Source organism: Pontixanthobacter luteolus, assembly GCF_009828095.1.
Classification (GTDB): Bacteria; Pseudomonadota; Alphaproteobacteria; order Sphingomonadales; family Sphingomonadaceae; genus Pontixanthobacter; species Pontixanthobacter luteolus.
Genome location: NZ_WTYP01000001.1, coordinates 117,718 through 133,204, shown reverse-complemented (window position 1 = coordinate 133,204; position 15,487 = coordinate 117,718). Strand labels below are relative to the sequence as shown.

At 57.1% G+C, this 15,487-nt stretch carries 23 protein-coding genes; 10 read left to right on the top strand and 13 right to left on the bottom strand.

Annotated features, from left to right (window positions below; all coding sequences use genetic code 11):
• Positions 1–110 precede the first annotated feature (110 nt).
• On the top strand, positions 111–509 hold the full coding sequence (locus GRI43_RS00560) for a DoxX family protein (protein WP_160730548.1): 399 nt from the start codon (positions 111–113) through the stop codon (positions 507–509).
• A 6-nt stretch (positions 510–515) separates the two neighbouring features.
• Here GRI43_RS00560 and GRI43_RS00555 read toward each other — a convergent pair whose 3' ends face one another.
• Together GRI43_RS00555 and GRI43_RS00550 are read right to left on the bottom strand one after the other, a co-directional pair.
• Positions 516–767 (bottom strand): SWIB/MDM2 domain-containing protein, encoded by a 252-nt coding sequence (locus GRI43_RS00555; protein WP_160729184.1) that lies wholly within the window; start codon positions 765–767, stop codon positions 516–518.
• A gap of 31 nt (positions 768–798) precedes the next feature.
• Positions 799–1,401 (bottom strand): YbhB/YbcL family Raf kinase inhibitor-like protein, encoded by a 603-nt coding sequence (locus GRI43_RS00550; RefSeq protein ID WP_160729183.1) that lies wholly within the window; start codon positions 1,399–1,401, stop codon positions 799–801.
• Between the two features lie 278 nt (positions 1,402–1,679).
• Here GRI43_RS00550 and GRI43_RS00545 point away from each other — a divergent pair, with 278 nt between their 5' ends.
• Positions 1,680–3,143: a S41 family peptidase gene (locus GRI43_RS00545; protein WP_160729182.1), complete on the top strand. Its 1,464-nt coding sequence runs from the start codon at positions 1,680–1,682 to the stop codon at positions 3,141–3,143.
• Between the two features lie 116 nt (positions 3,144–3,259).
• Here GRI43_RS00545 and GRI43_RS00540 read toward each other — a convergent pair whose 3' ends face one another.
• On the bottom strand, positions 3,260–3,826 hold the full coding sequence (locus GRI43_RS00540) for a fasciclin domain-containing protein (protein ID WP_160729181.1): 567 nt from the start codon (positions 3,824–3,826) through the stop codon (positions 3,260–3,262).
• A 161-nt stretch (positions 3,827–3,987) separates the two neighbouring features.
• On the opposite strand from GRI43_RS00540, the gene GRI43_RS00535 reads away from it, so the two are divergent.
• Positions 3,988–4,437 (top strand): GFA family protein, encoded by a 450-nt coding sequence (locus GRI43_RS00535; protein ID WP_160729180.1) that lies wholly within the window; start codon positions 3,988–3,990, stop codon positions 4,435–4,437.
• A gap of 38 nt (positions 4,438–4,475) precedes the next feature.
• Here the strand turns inward: GRI43_RS00535 and GRI43_RS00530 are convergent, their stop codons facing one another.
• Both GRI43_RS00530 and GRI43_RS00525 read right to left on the bottom strand, forming a co-directional pair.
• Positions 4,476–4,718, bottom strand: coding sequence for a hypothetical protein (locus tag GRI43_RS00530; RefSeq protein ID WP_160729179.1), 243 nt, complete (start codon positions 4,716–4,718; stop codon positions 4,476–4,478).
• Positions 4,719–4,790: 72 nt separating this feature from the next.
• Positions 4,791–4,997, bottom strand: coding sequence for a cold-shock protein (locus tag GRI43_RS00525; RefSeq protein ID WP_160729178.1), 207 nt, complete (start codon positions 4,995–4,997; stop codon positions 4,791–4,793).
• A 332-nt stretch (positions 4,998–5,329) separates the two neighbouring features.
• Between GRI43_RS00525 and GRI43_RS00520 the strand changes: the two genes are divergently transcribed.
• Together GRI43_RS00520 and GRI43_RS00515 are read left to right on the top strand one after the other, a co-directional pair.
• Positions 5,330–5,932: a hypothetical protein gene (locus GRI43_RS00520; RefSeq protein ID WP_160729177.1), complete on the top strand. Its 603-nt coding sequence runs from the start codon at positions 5,330–5,332 to the stop codon at positions 5,930–5,932.
• Positions 5,933–5,975: 43 nt separating this feature from the next.
• Complete coding sequence (locus GRI43_RS00515) at positions 5,976–6,401, top strand: OsmC family protein (RefSeq protein WP_160729176.1); 426 nt, start codon at positions 5,976–5,978, stop codon at positions 6,399–6,401.
• 17 nt (positions 6,402–6,418) lie between these two features.
• Here the strand turns inward: GRI43_RS00515 and GRI43_RS00510 are convergent, their stop codons facing one another.
• Both GRI43_RS00510 and GRI43_RS00505 read right to left on the bottom strand, forming a co-directional pair.
• Positions 6,419–6,856, bottom strand: a complete 438-nt coding sequence (locus tag GRI43_RS00510; protein ID WP_160729175.1) for a COG3650 family protein — start codon at positions 6,854–6,856, stop codon at positions 6,419–6,421.
• 23 nt (positions 6,857–6,879) lie between these two features.
• Entirely contained in the window at positions 6,880–7,836 is a 957-nt protein-coding gene (locus GRI43_RS00505; protein WP_160729174.1) for a hypothetical protein, read from the bottom strand.
• Positions 7,837–7,976: 140 nt separating this feature from the next.
• On the opposite strand from GRI43_RS00505, the gene GRI43_RS00500 reads away from it, so the two are divergent.
• Complete coding sequence (locus GRI43_RS00500; protein WP_160730547.1) at positions 7,977–8,435, top strand: YaiI/YqxD family protein; 459 nt, start codon at positions 7,977–7,979, stop codon at positions 8,433–8,435.
• On the opposite strand, the gene GRI43_RS00495 is transcribed toward GRI43_RS00500, so the two are convergent.
• The 3 genes from GRI43_RS00495 to GRI43_RS00485 all read right to left on the bottom strand — a co-directional run bounded on the left by GRI43_RS00495 (position 8,432) and on the right by GRI43_RS00485 (position 10,820).
• Positions 8,432–9,913, bottom strand: coding sequence for a hypothetical protein (locus GRI43_RS00495; RefSeq protein ID WP_160729173.1), 1,482 nt, complete (start codon positions 9,911–9,913; stop codon positions 8,432–8,434). The two genes, GRI43_RS00500 and GRI43_RS00495, sit on opposite strands and share 4 nt — an antisense overlap.
• A gap of 132 nt (positions 9,914–10,045) precedes the next feature.
• Complete coding sequence (locus GRI43_RS00490) at positions 10,046–10,390, bottom strand: hypothetical protein (RefSeq protein WP_160729172.1); 345 nt, start codon at positions 10,388–10,390, stop codon at positions 10,046–10,048.
• Positions 10,391–10,415: 25 nt separating this feature from the next.
• Positions 10,416–10,820 carry a GFA family protein gene (locus tag GRI43_RS00485; RefSeq protein ID WP_160729171.1) on the bottom strand — a complete coding sequence of 135 codons (405 nt, stop codon included), beginning with the start codon at positions 10,818–10,820 and terminating at the stop codon, positions 10,416–10,418.
• 266 nt (positions 10,821–11,086) lie between these two features.
• On the opposite strand from GRI43_RS00485, the gene GRI43_RS00480 reads away from it, so the two are divergent.
• Both GRI43_RS00480 and GRI43_RS00475 read left to right on the top strand, forming a co-directional pair.
• Complete coding sequence (locus GRI43_RS00480) at positions 11,087–11,689, top strand: hypothetical protein (protein ID WP_160729170.1); 603 nt, start codon at positions 11,087–11,089, stop codon at positions 11,687–11,689.
• Between the two features lie 120 nt (positions 11,690–11,809).
• Positions 11,810–12,154 (top strand): alkylphosphonate utilization protein, encoded by a 345-nt coding sequence (locus tag GRI43_RS00475; protein WP_160729169.1) that lies wholly within the window; start codon positions 11,810–11,812, stop codon positions 12,152–12,154.
• A gap of 155 nt (positions 12,155–12,309) precedes the next feature.
• Here the strand turns inward: GRI43_RS00475 and GRI43_RS00470 are convergent, their stop codons facing one another.
• Positions 12,310–12,702 (bottom strand): DUF6632 domain-containing protein, encoded by a 393-nt coding sequence (locus tag GRI43_RS00470; RefSeq protein WP_160729168.1) that lies wholly within the window; start codon positions 12,700–12,702, stop codon positions 12,310–12,312.
• A 189-nt stretch (positions 12,703–12,891) separates the two neighbouring features.
• Here GRI43_RS00470 and GRI43_RS14000 point away from each other — a divergent pair, with 189 nt between their 5' ends.
• Both GRI43_RS14000 and GRI43_RS00465 read left to right on the top strand, forming a co-directional pair.
• A complete protein-coding gene (locus tag GRI43_RS14000; protein WP_268893562.1) occupies positions 12,892–13,020 on the top strand; it encodes a hypothetical protein in 129 nt (42 codons plus the stop codon).
• Positions 13,021–13,141: 121 nt separating this feature from the next.
• Positions 13,142–13,771: a DUF2726 domain-containing protein gene (locus GRI43_RS00465; RefSeq protein WP_160729167.1), complete on the top strand. Its 630-nt coding sequence runs from the start codon at positions 13,142–13,144 to the stop codon at positions 13,769–13,771.
• A 204-nt stretch (positions 13,772–13,975) separates the two neighbouring features.
• Here the strand turns inward: GRI43_RS00465 and GRI43_RS00460 are convergent, their stop codons facing one another.
• Together GRI43_RS00460 and GRI43_RS00455 are read right to left on the bottom strand one after the other, a co-directional pair.
• Positions 13,976–15,025: a protein kinase domain-containing protein gene (locus GRI43_RS00460; RefSeq protein ID WP_160729166.1), complete on the bottom strand. Its 1,050-nt coding sequence runs from the start codon at positions 15,023–15,025 to the stop codon at positions 13,976–13,978.
• A complete protein-coding gene (locus tag GRI43_RS00455) occupies positions 15,018–15,476 on the bottom strand; it encodes a hypothetical protein (RefSeq protein ID WP_160729165.1) in 459 nt (152 codons plus the stop codon). The genes GRI43_RS00460 and GRI43_RS00455 overlap by 8 nt, the downstream gene beginning before the upstream one ends.
• Positions 15,477–15,487: the final 11 nt, after the last annotated feature.

Below are 15,487 nucleotides of genomic sequence, written 5' to 3'. Positions count from 1 at the left end.
TTCACAGGCGGTGGAAAGGGGGAGCAAGCGGAAATGAACATGGCTGTAGCCGTCACGATCGGACTAATCGGCGCTGGCAGGGGTGCGGCATCGTGAACAGGAAGTTCGCGATGCGGCCAATTCTGCGATGGGTTTTGGCCGCATTCTATGCTGCCGCCGGTTATTTTCACATCGCCGCGCCGCGGGGTTTTCTAACGATAATGCCCGGTTGGGTCCCCTATCCGGAGGCGGTCGTATTGTGGACCGGGATCGCGGAATTGCTAGGCGCGGCCGGGCTGATTCAGCCGTGGTCGCCGCGCTTGCGCATGGCAGCGGGAATTGGACTTGCCCTGTACGCGCTGTGCGTATGGCCGGCCAATATCAATCATTTTGGGATGGATCTTGCACGGGAAGATGGCGGTATGGGTCTCGCCAATCATGTGCCTCGTATGATTGCGCAGCCGCTTATCATCTGGCTTGCGCTGTGGGTAAGCGGAGCGACCAATTGGCCGCTCCGCCCCAAATCGTAAACGATCTTAGGTGAGGTGCTTCGAAACCGCAGCAGTCATCTTGAACATGGAAATCTGGTCTTTGCCGATTACCGCGCCAAGTTTCGCATCGGGATTGATCTGACGCTTGTCCTTGCTGTCCTGCAGGTCATTCGCCTTGATGTATTCCCAGACCTTCGAGGTAACCTGAGCGCGGGTCATAGGGCCCTTGCCGATTACGTTTTCGAGGTCACCCGAAAGAGTTACGGGTTTCTGAAGTGCATTGTTCTTGCCAGCCATGATAATGATCCTTTCCTAGTTGGCTTTAAAGTTATTCAAAGTCGTCATCCTCGTCCCATTCTTCGTCGTCACCTTCTTCGCGCTTATAGGTGCCCGTCAGCACCGCTGCAGCGACGACATGGCCTTCCATCGACTTGATCAGCTCGGCACTGCTGGCGCCAGGCATCAAGGTAAGTGGAAGGTCGAGCGCGAAGATCTGAAATACATATTGATGCGGCGCATCATTTTCCGGCGGCGCTGGGAGCTGCCATTCCGAATTGCGTTTTGAATTCTTGCCGACACGCGGCGGCGTCTCGCCTTCCAGCAGCATGCCCTTTTGTCCCGGCAAACCCCAGACAGACCAGTGGCAAGTCAGATTGTCGCCATTGGTATCGGCATCTTCCACCAACAGGACGATTTCCTGAGAGCCGGGAGGAGGCGCGCTCCATTCCAGAGGCGGCGCGACAGCGTCTTCCTCGTCAGCGGTAAAACATGGATCGAGCGCTTCGCCATTTTCAAAGGCAGGGCTCTTGAGAGAAAATCCGCCGCGTCCCAAGGTACGCCTGTCGGCCAGCCGGGCGACGGTAAGTTTCGCATGTCCCGCGTGCGGTTTGACCAAAGCAGGGGTCAGCCAGTCGGGTAGTTCAGCGGACATTTCCATTCTTCTCCTTGAATAAGGGTTCTAGGCCGCCGAGGCGGAGGCGGCGAGGCTTCGCAGGGGGAATTTGGGGCGAATTGGCAGGTTTTCCACCGCTCCGGTGTCATTTTCGGGCCGAAAAGTGCTTTGCGCACTGCCAATGTCGGAAATTTATGCCGGATTAAGCCTGATATTTGCTTGCCCACGCGTCTGACAGCGGTCATCCTTCGTCTAATTCTCCAGTTATTCCGGCCTGTTGGGGCCGGTACGGGGGATGTATCGGGAGCAAATTCGCCATGGGTATTGGTCGCAACCTATTGAGCATCACGCTCGCCGCTTCGCTCGTTGCTTGCGGAGGCGGGGACTCCGGGGGCAGCCCCATCACCGGCGGCGGCGCGACAGGCGGCGGAGGAGGAGGCACTGGCGGCACCCCCACCCCGACAGCTTGCTCTCTTTCCGCAAGGCAGGACTTCGCCTTCGCAGTTCTCGACGAATGGTACCTGTTCCCTGACCTGATCGACCGCACAGTCCAGAAATCCGCGCATGCATCCGTGCAATCCTACCTTGATGCACTGGTCGCCCCCGCCCGGGCGCAATCAAAGGATCGCGGCTTCACCTACATTACCTCGATCGAGGAAGAGAACGCGTTCTTCAGTTCCGGATCAAGCGCCGGGTTTGGCATCCGGCTCGGCTATGACACAGGGGCGAACCGCGTTTTCATTCTTGAGGCGTTCGAAAATGCCCCGGCATTTCCGCAAGGGTTCGACCGCGGCGTGGAAATCCTGACGGTGGGCACCAGCGCGGGAACCCTGGAATCCATCCAGACCATCATGGCCAATGAAGGGCCGCAGGGCGTGGTCAACAGGCTCGGCCCGTCCGATCCCGGCGTAGCCCGAACATTCGATATTCGCCTGAACGATGGAACGCAGCAGCAGGTTTCCGTCAGCAAGGCGGAATACCCGCTCGATCCAGTGTCGGACAGATACGGCGCGAAAGTCATCAATGATGGCGGCAAACTGGTCGGTTACATCAACCTGCGAACTTTCATTGATTCTGCAGACCAGGATCTGCGGACGGGTTTTGCCGATTTCCGCGCGCAAGGGATAACCGAAGTCATCGTCGACTTCCGCTATAATGGTGGCGGGCTCGTCCGGATCGCAGAATTGATGGGCGATTTGATGGGGCGTGACAATGTGGGGCAGGTGTTCAGCCGGACCACCTTGCGCCCCAGCAAGGCGAGCGAGAACGAGTCCACTCTGTTCGGCACGAATGTTTCTGCGATCGCACCCACGAAAATTGCATTCATCGGGCGCGGCGGAACGGCATCGGCCAGCGAACTGGTGACCAATTCCTTTATCCCGTATCTGGGCAACAACATGGCACTTGTGGGTGCCAACACGTTCGGCAAACCAGTGGGGCAATTCGGGTTCGACAAGGCAGAGTGCGATGACAGGATTCGCGCCGTGACCTTCAAAACCGAAAATGCCGATGGCCAGGGTGAATATTTCACCGGTCTTGCGTCTGTCGTGCCCAACACTTGTGCCGCCGAAGACGACGTAACCGCGCAGCTTGGCGATCCGGCAGAAGCGTCGGTCGCCCGCGCACTGTCATTCCTGCGTGACGGGGCCGCCAGCTGCACCGCGATCACCGGAACCGGGCTTACCGGCGCGCAGAATGAACGGATCAATCTGGACCGCCGCCAGCTGCTCCAGCCTGATCGCCCGACTGCGGCGCAGCGCGAGGTGCCCGGCCTGTTCTGAGAAACGAATGATGTTGGGCGCGCACCTGAGCGTACACCTGACATCATTTCACGCGCACAACAAAAAAGGCGGCCCCCGTAAGGGAGCCGCCTTTCAAGCAATTGCATATCGCTGGATCAGCCTGGCATTACGACAGTATCGATCACGTGGATCACGCCGTTCGATGCTTCCACATCGGTAGCGGTCACAGTCGCGGTACCGCCGGCTGCGTCGGTCAGAATGACGTTTTCGCCATCAAGCGTCGCAGTCAGTTTGCCGCCGTTTACAGTGCCGAGTTCATAGCTTCCGTCATTGTCGTTGATTGCCTGGACCAGGGCGGCTGCATTCGTTTCGCCCGGGACGACGTGATAGGTAAGAAGGCCGACAAGATCATCCTTCATTTCCGGTGTCATCAGACCGTTGAGGGTTTCTTCCGGTACCTTGGCGAACGCTGCGTTTGTCGGTGCGAACACGGTGAACGGACCATCGCCTGCCAAGGTGTTGCCGAGGCCTGCAGTCGTTACTGCTGTCACGAGCGTCGAGAAATCTTCATTGCCCGACGCAACATCGACAATGGTGCCGGTGTCAGTTGCTTCAGCCGAAACTGCTTCGGTATCAGCGGTTGTATCGTCCACTTCTGCCGGCGAACCACATGCGGCGAGAGCGAGAGCAGATGCAAGTGCTGGAATAGCAAATTTTTTCATGAATTTAATCCTTGGATTATTGAGGGGGAACCCCGGTTGGGGGTTTGTATGGTCAATGCACGCGTGGGTCGGTAGTTCCGAAAATTCTCGTTCCTCTACATTGCACAGGCCAACCGGATGGCTGTATCCTGGGATACGTCTCAAGGTACGGAGGATAGATCATGACGGATGCAAAGAAGGGCGCAATCGCGAGCGCTGAGGGCCATTGCCTTTGCGGCAAAGTATCGATCCAGTTGCATCAAGCGAAGCCGGTGGTCGATGTTTGTCACTGCGTGATGTGCCGCAGATGGGGCGGCGGCCCGTTCATGGGGATGAGCGGAGACAGCTTTGAGATTTCAGGGGAAGAACACGTCAGCAGCTACCCGTCATCCAACTGGGCGGAGAGGGCATTCTGCAAGAATTGCGGGAGCAATCTGTGGTACCGATTCACTCCGACGGACCACTACAGCTTCACGGCGGGGGTGTTCGATATCCGTGATGGGATCGAAATAGAGCAACAAATTTTCGTCGACGAAAAGCCCGCATTCTACGACTTTTCGCAAGAGACACCGATGAAAACAGGTGCCGAAATCATTGCCGAGGCAGAAGCGTCCGGCCTGTCGTTCGATTGATCAGGTGCGCTTCGTGCCGATAATAGGTGCCCAGCTAGTCAGGCAGTCAGGGGTTCGCTGATTTCTGCTGCTTCAGAGGCTGCCAGTTCGGCTTGGCGTTTCTCACGATCGACGCGTGCGGTTTCGCGATCGGCTTCCATTTGCTTCGCCCGGTCAGCCATTTCACGCCAGGCAGTTTCCGATCGGAGCGCGCGCTCACGAACATTATCAAGCGTGGCAGCGTTGGCTTCTGCGGCTGCCTCGTTGGCACGGGTATTGTAGAATTCGAAATTCTGACTCAACTCAGTCCTCCTGCGTTCCAGTTAGCGAAAAACCGGGCGCCGCACTTGGCGACGCCCGGTTTTCAAAAGCAATTACGCAGCGGAGAGATTTACCGCAGACGTCTTGCCGTTACGACCTGTTTCCAGTTCGAAATTGACGCGCTGTTCCTTATCGAGCGTCTGCATGCCAGCGGCATGGACAGCAGTGATGTGAACGAATGCGTCGTCGCCGCCGTCTTCAGGCTGAATGAAACCATAGCCCTTGTCGGCGTTGAAGAATTTTACTGTTCCGGTAGTCATATTGGCGTTCCTTTCGAGAACGTAGGACCGCTGCAGCAGTATCGCCGCTAGCGGGTATGCATCAGATCGTGAAATGAAAGGAAGTCGTCGCCAGCCGTGGTGAAATGGGGGCAAAAAGCCGCGCCGTCACCGTAGTCATAGTACCGAAGTCCGTCGCAAATTCGACGTCAGCGAAACTCTAGTAGCACGCGCGACGCCATTTACCTAACGATTGCTGCCTGCACCTTCACAAGCGCGCCCAATTTCGGCGAAATTTGCGGCTCCGACGACATAGCGCGGAACCGAAATCAGCGATCCCCATTGGTATGGTAAGAAGCAGCAAGGATCGCGAAATGCGCAAACTCTCGTTTATTTTCATTGGTGTGGCGGCCGCCATGACTTCTGGCGCAGTTGTTGGGACATCGATCGACACCGATCCACTGGCGCGCAAGACACGCGGCCTTGAGGCCGTTCCGCAGCATGGCGTTTCGCTTGCGGTTGGGCATGATGACGTATCCCGCCTCAGCCCCCCGCCGGGCCACGTCTCGGTAATGAAGGTGAACGGAGAGGTGCGCCATACAGCCCGCGCCGATTCGGCATATGCCGCAGCAGCCGACAAATATTTTGCCCGTTCCGAAGCCGAGCCGTTCGATCAGGCCCGCATCGATGGTTATACCGAAATGCGCACTGAAGATGGATACCGGCTGGTATCCAATGAAAATAACAACACATTGGCCAGCACACCGGCTTTGTCAGTCCATCCGCTGACCGGAAAGAGCATCGACAGCGCGAACGACGAGGCTCCCGCTGGCCGCGACCACACAATTTCAATTTACCAGACTCAGAGCATCGCCGCTTCGGGGCAGACCAGCGGCCGACCGGTCGTCAGGGTAGCCGAGAGATCAGGCGCCGCGACGATCACGGTACTTTCTTCGCCGCAAACTTCGCGCCGCTGAAGCCGCCGCGCGCCAACATCAGACATTACAAAGGAATCCAAACATGACCGTGAACACAGCATCAGCCAAATATGAAGGCCTCGGCAAGGATGGGAAAGGCCACGTCGCGACCAAGTCCGGCGCGCTTGACGCACCTTACGGGTTCAACACCCGCTTCGAAGATGATCCGGGCACCAATCCCGAAGAAATGATCGCCGCAGCGCACGCCAGCTGTTTTACGATGGCAACCAGCTTTGCCTTGGCGAAGGCCGGGCATGAGCAAGGCACGCTGGACACAACTTGCGACGTAACTCTTGAGAAGGACGGAGACGGTTTCACAGTGACCAAGTCAGCACTGAAGCTGTCGGCGAATGTTTCCGGCATCTCGCGGTCGGAATTTGAAGAAATCGCGGCCGGTGCAAAGGAAAACTGCCCGATCTCGAAACTTCTCAACTGCGAAATCACGCTGGAAACCACCTTCGAAGGCTGAGCCTTGAACGTTATTCGCTATGGACTCTCCGGACCGGAAAAAGGCTGTGCATCTGTCCAGCCGCAACCGGTCCGGCTATCTTCACCAATAACGAGTGTCACTGTGAACGGATAGGTGCGATCCGACATGGTATCGCTGCATTCGCCGGGTGTGACCGCCATGTCGAAGGAAGCACCGGCAAGCGTGCCGCTTAAACCAAGTCCGCCAAGTCCGCTGAACCGTTTGACGGTGATTTCCGAACCATCGGGATTTTCCGGTGTCGAATAAATCAAAGTGTCGCCCGTGGCTTGCCCGCCCCAGAATGGCTCGTTTCCAATAAACCGCAGCGTTTCGGCTTCGGAAATACCGTCGAACGATTGCGCGCTTTCGGCAGTGACAATCCCAGAAGCCTGATCATTGTTGCAGGCCCCGAGAGGCGCGGCCAGCAGTGCCGCGATCACGCAAAGTCTCTTCATTCCTGGCATGGTTGCAACCATCCTTATTCCGCTGGCGATTGGGAGGCAGCCGCCTCCTCTTCCTTTTCGACTATCCTGAAACGCTGCGCAAGGCGGGCTTCGCCTGCCAATTCGTCCAGCTCACGCTTCCCGTCCTGCATCTTGACCAATTGCTCTTTCGCCTTGGCAAGTTGCTCCTTCTTCTCATCGACCTTGGCGATGCGAAGCTCCGTTACATCGCGCATCCGCTGCACCCTGGTTTTCAGGCCCTTGCTGTTGGGCTTGCTCGCGGCCTTCGCTTCGATCTCTTGCTGCTTGACCTGCTGCTTTGCCAGTTTCTCCTCTGCTTTTTCCAGCTGGTCCTCGCTTGTCTTGACCCAGTTTTCCGCTGAAGAGATCTTGAACGCGGTCACATCGCCCGGCTCCAGACAATACTGCGCCGCGGGTTCGACGATTTGATCGGCAGTGAAGATGTCCAACTCGCGAAGCAGCCATTCACCGCTTTCGCGTTCGAACAGGCCGGTATAGACGCCCGCCACCGTATCATCGGGTGCCAGCACGGCCCACTGGCCTAGCGCTGTCATGTGATTGCCCGCGCGGTAGAACCGCAGCGCCTCTTGCTCCAGCCGATTGCCAGCCACAGCCAGCGGATCGCTCTGCGCGTTCAGCGTGTCAGCCCCGGCCACGATATCGCCAGCCTGCCAGCGCGTTTTCTTGCCAAGCTTGAACTGCGTGCTTTTCGGCCCGCCGTCACGCGCAGCATCGAAGTATTGCTGCATCACACGCGGCGCTGGCAAGCGCGCCTCATCCACTTCCTTGTCCGACATGGCGAGGCCGGTCATGCAGGTTGGCCCGCCCGCCGAAAAATTCATGTTTGCGATCGTCTGTCCGATGACATCGGCGATAAAGATGCTGTAATCCTGCGCGGCTGCCGGCGATGAGATGCCGAGCGTAAGTGCCCCGCCCAGAACGGCGATACTGTGTTTGAAACCTGTGACCATGCGACCCGATCCCCTTCCCCATTAATGCACGTGCTGCGGCACAGCGTGTCAAAATAATAGCCACTTCGTCTTGCAATGCCAGCCATTTGCTTCATCGGAAGGGTATATTTGGAGAGCTGATATTGGCTGATCGACCCAACATTGAAATACTGATTGATGCCGATGCGTGTCCGGTAAAGGCAGAGATTTACAAAGTTGCCGCAAGATACGGCGTCGCAGTGAAAGTCGTCAGCAATTCGCCGTTTCGCATTCCCGACAGCCCGCTGGTCTCGCGCGTTCTGGTGGATGACAGTTTTGACGCGGCCGATGACTGGATCGCAGAAAATTCCAACGCGCAAACCATCGTCATCACCGCCGATATCTTGCTTGCGGAAAGGTGCATTGGCGCCGGTTCTCAGGTACTGGGCCATAACGGCAAGCCGTTTACAGCCGATATGATCGGCAGCGCGATCGCAACGCGGGCGATCATGGCCGATTTGCGGTCAGGCATGGCAGCTGCTGACGGGATCGGCGGTCCGCCGCCATTCAGCAAGGCGGACCGCTCAAACTTCCTCCAATCGCTCGATCAGATACTGCACCGCCTGAAACGCGCAGGCTAAGCCAGCTCGCCCGCGCTCCAGCTGCGGGACCAGACCGGGGTATTGGTATCGACTTCGTAGAATTTTTCGGTGCATCCGCCATCAGACGACAGATCGACCACAGCGTACCCGTTTCGCATCCGCGTTTTTGCGTTATCGACTTTGCCATTGGGTGCTTTCGGATCGGGAGTGCGGGCAAAATATTCGATGTTGGGCAGCAAATTGCCGCTGCTGTCTTCCAGCCCCCAAGCTCTGCCAAATGGTATCGAACCATGACCGCAGCAGCGCCCCTTTGTCGGGCTCCCCCCGCCTGATCCGTCGAGCTGGGAATACACAATGCCGTTGTGCAGATGGCCCCAGTACCAGAGAGTGGGCCCCCGCCCCAGAGCATCCTTGACCTGCTGATAAAGCAGATTTGTCTGCGCCCCGGTGAGGTCGCAAGCCGTGTGGTGGGTCATCACCATGATTGGGCCGGTGTGCGTTTTGAACTGCGCCAGCCAATCGGTCTGCGCGGTATGCACGGGCGATCCTATCGCCCCCTCCATGTAGAAATTGTGCGGATGCGCTGGCGTGGCGTTGCCTGCGTCCGAGTAATATGCGGAATCAAGGCCAAGGATCAGCCATTCGCCGTATGTCAGCGCGAAATAGCTGAAGCCAGCCTGGGCGCTGAATTTGCCGCCAGACTGAAGCGCAGTGTTATAGTATCCTTCAGCTGCGCCATACATTTCATGGTTGGAATTGAGTGTGTAGCTTTTCCCGGCCCAGTCCTGCGGCCAAAGGTCATACAGGTTGTGTGTTTCCTCGTTGCTTGGGGCACGCCATGCCCCGGTTCCGGCGTAGTATGTATCGCCCAGATGGATGAAATAGTCTGCCGTCGTCACATCGCTATTGTCCATCTGGTCACGGACCCGGATAGCCGGACAGATTTCACCATTCGTTTCGGAATAACTGCCTGCCCCCCAATCTCCGACGATGGCCAGTGAGAGCGCCTCCCCGCCCGAAGACTGCAACGGAACCGGTGCAGGCAGATCAGGCTTGGCACCCTTTCGAAAAGTTTCCAGAGTGGAAGGGAACACCAGATTCACCGCGTAATTGATCGCGGCAATCGCCCATCTCGGGTCCAGTTGTTCATATTTGCCGGTTCCGATCATGGTTCCATCGGTCCATGCAACGCCGCCATCCGCAATTGCATCGGTCACCGCGTGATAATCCGCCTGGGTTATCTTTGACGCCGGTGCCATCTGCTGGAAACAGGTGAAGAACTGGTCCAGCACTGGATACTCCGCCAGCAAGGCGAGAAGCTCTACCGGGGGATGGTGGATCCAATACAGCATGAAGCCGAACTCAATGTTGCCCGATGGGGGCACGCGCGGCGGGTGCACAGGATTTTCGATGAACCCGAACAGGGCCATCACCTGCGCTTCATCTTCTTGCAGATGAGCGAAAAATGCCTCGATCTGGGGAATTCGCAGATGACCGCAATCAATCATCGAATTCATCACAATGTTTGAAGTATTTAGTGTGCCGTCTAAATTGCCTGCCATGCCATCCTCCCGTTGATTACATGCGGAAAGAAATCATTTCATCCGTTTCATTTATAGGACGATAGCGACATTGTCAGTTCCAGAACGCTAAGCGCGGCCCTCACCCTTCCCCCAAAGCAGGATCAGAAGAAAAGACAAGGTGAACAGCGCGTCACCCGTCAGAATCCAGCCGGTTGCTGCAGGAAGTGCGCCGCTGGCAACCTGCGGGGCGAGCATGGCGATGACCCCCGCCTTTCCGATCACTCCAGCCCATAACACCGGGCGGAAGCGAGCGATATCGTACGCACAGATCGCATAGACAATGCCGAAACATGCCACCAGCAGACCGGTAATCTGCATCTGGCTGCCCGGCTCCGCCGCGGCCATGTTGCCTCCGCCGATGACCAGATTATACAGCGCCGCAAGAGCCAGAACTGCGCGCCAGAAGTTCACAGGCTTTCTCCGGACGACTGCACATTCATGGATTGCGCTCAGCCGCAGGCACGTCGCCGGTTTCGAGCCAGCTTTGCTTGCTGACGCACCAGATATGCACCTGGGGCGTGAAGGCATCTGGATTGTCCAGCGTGCCAGTTTTCACCCACATCACCCCGGGTGATGCCTCGGCCTCGGTGAACAACGGCGATCCGCAGTCGCCGCAAAAGAAACGCTTCACGCTGCGCCCGCTTTCACCCTCATGCTGAAAAACCGACGGCTCTCCGTTGATCGTCAGTGCAGCCGCCGGGACGCCCATGATGGTAGAGCAGGCGCTGCCCGTCTGGCGCTGGCAATCTCGGCAATGGCACACCAGCTGACCGGCCGGCTCCCCCGCCACTGAATAGCTGATTGCCCCGCACAGGCAGCGGCCCTCTAGATGTTGCGTCATGGCGATTCCTCCCTTTCCTCTGCGCGCATCATTGTGCGCAAACCGGGCAATGACAAGGGCGCCCGAAACCATGCGCTGTCCTGATCATTCGCAACGCGCCAAGCCACTGGGCAGCCGGCGCTGGCGAGTCCGGTTTCGTATTTGTCCAATAAAAAGATCCGACTCGGACTAAGGGTTCTCCCATAGGCCGAGGAATCGCATCCGCATGAAGAAAAAGACAAATCTTTTTCTTAATATTTTTCAATATGTTTTAGAGGATGAGTGAAATGGATATTGCAGAAGCTAAAGCCCGGAAATCCGGCGTCGACCTGGCGGAAGAAAACAATGCTCCAAAAACTGCGGCTGTGATTGCTGACAAGAATTCGTGTTTCAACGATATTTTCAACAGTGCCGTCGATGAAATCGGTGCCCCGGCATTTCTGGAAGCTTTGAAGAAAGGCCCGCGGATCTGGTCGCAGATGGCGGTGCATCTGGAAACCGAAATGGGTGAACAACGCCAGACGCTGATCAACAACCTTGCCGCGACAGCAGACCCTCACGCAGCGCGGCCGGGCGAGCCTATTTTCCGTTTCGAACTGTTCCAGGGTGCCGCCGTCAGCGGGATCGTGCGGATCAACAAGACAGGCGATTACCGCAACCTGTTCAAGAACCAGGTCTATACCTTCAACCCGGCTGACCAGGGCATCGCACCGGGCACTGAAATGCGGTTCAATTTCGGCATTGAAGACGATGTCCTGATCGGGCTGGCCCCGGCGCAGCAGACATTCCCGTTCGACCCGAACAGCAACAAGATCGCCTATTATGCATCTTGGGGAATAGCGCCATCGCAGCAGTTCGCGTTCGAAAACCATCCGGGCGCGCATAGCTAGGGCCCTTCGCGGCACTTCGGGAACGGCGCGGCGCCTTGGCCAAACATCTGATTGGCGGCGCCGCCCACCCTTCCCATTGGCTGGCTCGACAAGCGATGCCGGTTGGCCCATATCGCGGCGATGAGCACAGAAGACCAGAACGCCGACGAAGATTACGTTTATGACGAGGACAGCGGCGAATGGATGCCGGCCTCGGAGCTCGCGGCAAAACAAGCGGCAGGTCTGGCGGACCCCGGCGACGACGATGATCAGATCGAGGTGCGCGATGCGGTTGGCAATTTGCTGGCCGATGGCGACCAGGTCACCCTGATCAAGGATCTTGAGGTCAAGGGCGCGGGCAAGACCCTGAAGCAAGGTACATTGATCAAAAGCATTCGCCTGACCGGTGACGCACAGGAAATCGATTGCCGATATCCGGGTATCAAGGGCCTCGTTCTGCGCGCGGAGTTCGTGAAGAAGCGCTAGCGCGCCGATCATTCGCGGCATGGGCCGTCCGGCGGAAACGGTCCGTTCGGCCTAACGACCAATCACCTCCACCCTCTTTCACGGCAGTCTGCCCGAACGCATGGCAGGCGGCACGGGCGTATCGCGGCCCGTGCCCCTGCCTGCGCGCGCTCGCTCTATCCGGCGGACGCTGGCTTTTCCGCCCCTCGCGTCAGCCACCACAGGACCACGGCGACCAGCAGCAGCGCCGGAACATCGCCCAGCAAATGGCCGCTATGCATCGGATCGCCATACGCCTGCACCGCCATGATCAGCGCGTGAACCACGCTCGACCAGATGGTGAAACGGATCAGCGAGCGATGCTCTGCCGGATTGCGCGCGGCGAGCATCAGCATAACCCCCAGCGTGAAGTACACGCCCAGGATCATCGCATAATAATGGTTGGATAGCGGCGGCCCCTCGTGCCACATCCAGCCTGCGGGCCAGACCAGCGCAAGCGGATAGACCAGACAGAAAATCGCGCCAAAAACCACCAGCGCGGCTTGCAGATATGTGTATTTGCCAAGCATAACGAAGCCCTCTCCAAGAGCGACCCCGGTGGACCGTGAGCTAGGCCGCCAGCTTGCGGCTGGCAAATCGTGCGGTGGACAAGTTCAGTTGATCGCCCTGCCCGATCACACCCCGGCCGATTTCATGCAAGCGTCCTGCGAAAAGGGCGTAGGCTGCGCGCGGGGCATTCCGCCCCGATTGGAAACACCATGTCCAAAGGACAGAAATCGAACCGCGAAGCCCGCAAACCCAAGAAGGAAAAGGTAAAAACCAACGCTTCGCAGCCTTCGACCAAGCCCGGCGCCATCAAGGGGCTGGAGAATATGAAGAACGCCTGAGACCACACGCAACTGATCGTTGGAGCACCGGGCGCGAGATGGTGTCCGGTGCCCCGCCAGCTCCCCCCGCACACACAGCCAGTTTCACTATTTCTCCAGATTTGCATAATATTCCGCGCCTATGGAGACTGCGAACTACTTGCTCGATCGGCCAATAGCCTTGCTGATCGTACTCGCGATTGGCGCAGCGATCGGGATGTTTCTTGAACGCGCCTTTGAAAAGGCCGACCGCGAAAAACGCAAAGCCTATTGGCGCGGGCGCAACGCCCGGAAGAAAGGCGGCCTCAGGGTCGTCAAGGCAGCTGAAAAGCGGCAGGCGAGCGCGGCCGATCTGGCTGGCGACCAGCTGAAAACGGTGATGCGGGCGGATTTCTCACCCCGCGCGCTGCTGAACCGGCCAGAGGCGAAAGTGTTTCAGGCGCTGGACAGCGCAGTGATCGCCCGCAATCCCGCATGGCAGGTGATGGCGCAGGTATCGCTGGGCGAATTTCTCGCCAGCGAAGACAAGGACGCCTATCTATGCGTCAATTCAAAACGCGTCGATTTCGCGCTGATGGACGAGAAATGCCGCGTCGTTCACGCGCTGGAATACCAAGGCAGCGGCCACCACCAGGGCAGCGCCGCCGCCCGCGATGCGGTGAAGAAAGAAGCTCTGCGCAAAGCAGGCATCGGCTATCACGAGATTGTCGCCGGGCACACGACGCCGAGCGAGCTGCGGGCGTTGGTGGAGAAGCTGGTGGTGGCGGCTTAAGTATAATGTCCCCGGAAATCCCTGGGAACTCCTTGGAAGGCTAATCTACCAAGCTGATATAACCCAAAGGATCCATAGGTTCGGTGGCCAACTTCGATCTCCGCCTCGCAACCTTTTTTCGGTTGGTATTCAATCCCTTTGCGCCGACAGAAACGAGTTTCGAACGCGTCAAATAGGACTTTGGCTGGTTCCGAATGGCCTTTTTCACGAGGCTTCGCCGAGTGCAGTCCGAATTTCTCTGTTAGTCATACCGCCGCTGCAGTACTTTCGGATGCGCCGTGCGGCACCATCATTCACCGATTTTGTCATTTCCGTGACTCCAGTCGGTTGAACCACAAATTCGTACCCTGTTCCCCCTACGTTCTTTTTCCAAGTTCTACAACCCTCGTTCTCCGTGTACGCCCAATCCATGCAGGAAAGGTCAACCTTCGCGAGATCATTGCTGACTTGAACGGCAGACTGATATCGGTCGTCGGGATTTGGAGAGAGGCACTTCTTACAAACTCGGCGCAATCGCTCAGGTATATGTTCCAGAAAGCACCCTCTATCCGGGAAGCGGCCATTCCTAACGTCAAACTTGAATGCATCTCTGTCAAATTGGCCGGCATCGTCAAAAAAGGTGCCAAACTGGCCGTAAAATGCATCGTCCCCGTTCAACATGCGATAAAGCGACAGCCCGAACTGATATATGTCAAAGGTCGGACCGAACTCGTAACCGCCTCGAAGGGCTTCGGGGGGCCTATTCTTGAAATAGAAACGATCCTGCTCTGCTGCCCCATTGGCAGCCATAGCTTTCGCGAGCCCGAAATCGGATAGAACAGCTTCACCTCTATCGGTCAGCAGAATGTTGTCCGGTTTTACGTCGAAATGAACGAGGCGCTTGGAGTGCACGTTGTGCAACCCGCTGAGCACTTGGCATGATAGCGAAACGACCTCTCTGACGGTGAGATACCGTTCAGAGATTAAAGACTTTACCGATCCATTTTCTAGGTACGGCATTGCTATGTAAATCTTATCGTCGTCCTGACACGCATAAAGGATAGGGACGACATTCGGATGTGAGGAGCGATACATCGTTTGAGATTCAGCGAAGTACAACTCCTCCTCTATTTTTGCTTTCTCGATTACCTTGATCACTATTGTCGCGTCAATTTGCGGATCGTAGGCTACATACGCTTCTGAATTTTTGCCTTCGTCGCCAATAGAATCACGGAGGTCGAAATCCACCTGTGCGCGGGTGTAAGGTTTAAACACGACTTGCCCCCACTGCAGCCAGTATGGCTTCCCGTTGATTGGCCTTCATCTCGCCCCAGTTTTCGATTCCTAAAACATTTTCACCGCCGACAGCAGGCTTAAACTGAGTGCGATCCATCCCAAGCAGGCGCGAAATCACAGCTATGGGGCCAGCGTAGAAACCGAGAAGCGAACTGCTCGCGAACGCCTCTTGAATCACGCCTTCGATGTGTATTCTCCGAAAATCTATCGATTGGGCGGCGGGTTCGGTCAGGCGAATCCCAGCATACTCCACTGAGTATTCGCGAAGAATGTCTAATACATTAGAACGTACAAATTTTAGCGCCTGCGGCTCATCAAAGGCCATCGGTACAAGTAGGGTTTCGACATTCAAAACCCGCCGATCATCTGAATCGTAAACCGCGAAGCTGACTTCTTTCGGCGAAGACCGAAAGCCGATAGTAATCGTCATATCTCTGCCTT